Source organism: Collinsella aerofaciens (genome assembly GCF_901212495.1).
Lineage (GTDB): Bacteria > Actinomycetota > Coriobacteriia > Coriobacteriales > Coriobacteriaceae > Collinsella > Collinsella aerofaciens_H.
In genome coordinates, this window is the sequence record NZ_CAAKNY010000075.1 from 1 (window position 1) to 1,193 (window position 1,193).

2 protein-coding genes are annotated in these 1,193 nt (G+C 50.7%); both read left to right on the forward strand.

Annotated features, from left to right (window positions below; all coding sequences use genetic code 11):
* The first annotated feature begins 343 nt into the window (after positions 1-343).
* On the forward strand, positions 344-502 hold the full coding sequence (locus tag SFLMC1_RS11345) for a hypothetical protein (protein WP_226814246.1): 159 nt from the start codon (positions 344-346) through the stop codon (positions 500-502).
* Positions 472-630, forward strand: a complete 159-nt coding sequence (locus SFLMC1_RS11350) for a hypothetical protein (RefSeq protein WP_226814245.1) — start codon at positions 472-474, stop codon at positions 628-630. The genes SFLMC1_RS11345 and SFLMC1_RS11350 overlap by 31 nt, the downstream gene beginning before the upstream one ends.
* The last annotated feature ends 563 nt before the right edge of the window (positions 631-1,193 follow it).

A 1,193-nucleotide genomic window follows, 5' to 3' on the forward strand; every position in this document is an offset into this window, starting at 1 on the left:
GCATGCCCTTCTGGCGCGAGGACCTCTAAGGTCTTCAAGGACCCGTACAGGTTTTAATACATACATCTAGCTGCCATTAGATGTCTCCCATTGGGGCGGTGCGGATATTCGCACCGCCCCGATCCTGTTTGAGGAACGTCAACACGATTGGATGACTGCTTTTGTAAGGAGTTTGGCCATGGACATCAAGACCATCGGCGTTGAGGAGTAGCTCAACGTTTGGGAGAAGAGCGCTACGAGGGATATCGTCTTGTCGACGATCTCGCCGCTTACCATGCGTGAGCTGCGCGTGCTCGACGAGCAGGACGGCGCCACGTTCTATGAGCGCCTGGACCGCGAGTAGATGAACTACGGCTGGATCGAGGGTTCGCCCGACTTTAAGGCAGAAGCCGCCAAGCTCTATCGTCGCGAGGTCAACCCCGACCATATCCTGCAGACCAACGGCTGTACGGGTGCGAACCTCAACGCCACATGGCCGCGGTCGAGCCCGGCGACCATGTGATTGCCGAGTGGCCTTCCTATACACCGCTCTACGAGATTCCGCGTACGCTGGGTGCCGAGGTCGAGTACTGGGAGCTTCTCGAGAGCCTGAGGCTTTTGGGCGAGGCACTGGCGGAGTTTGATCGCTAGGATTCCGACGGCTCTCAAAGCCGCTCAAATCTGTCTAAGATTATCGATAACAGACCCGTTTCCCATGAGGGGAGCGAGTCTGTTTTTCTATACCGAGAAGTCAAGTTGTTACAAATGAGGCCGTAAGGCGAGCCGGTATCCGTTGGGCCTTATACTGAGCTTCCGGTGAACGGTACCAGGCGTCTGGTAAACGGTAATATGCATACCAGAAATGAATAGGACAAACTTTTTTCTGAATAAAAATGAAAATGGTTGAGACGTGGTATGAATCGCTAATTATATTCATATCTTTAGTGAAAATATGCAATTTGAGGGTGGTTTAGAAAGATAAGTTTCAATCAATTATCAGATTGAAAAAGCGTTTAAGCACGTAAATACACTTTATTATGTCGAAGTGCACCATGCGTGAAGTATATGTGTATGCCGTTCACCCCTTATAAAAAACCGTTCGGGGGCGAGGTGGAAGTATGGGCTAATTTTGGATATAAATATATCGTCAGCAATAACGCCTCACACGGAGGGGCGCTAACGAATCGGCCAGTAAGGCCCGAAAGAAAGGTAGG

What these genes read in the sequence shown, in the direction of transcription:
- SFLMC1_RS11350 (WP_226814245.1), top strand. Translation starts at nt 472, where the DNA reads ATGGCCGCGGTCGAGCCCGGCGACCATGTGATTGCCGAGTGGCCTTCC.
- SFLMC1_RS11345 (WP_226814246.1), top strand. Translation starts at nt 344, where the DNA reads ATGAACTACGGCTGGATCGAGGGTTCGCCCGACTTTAAGGCAGAAGCC.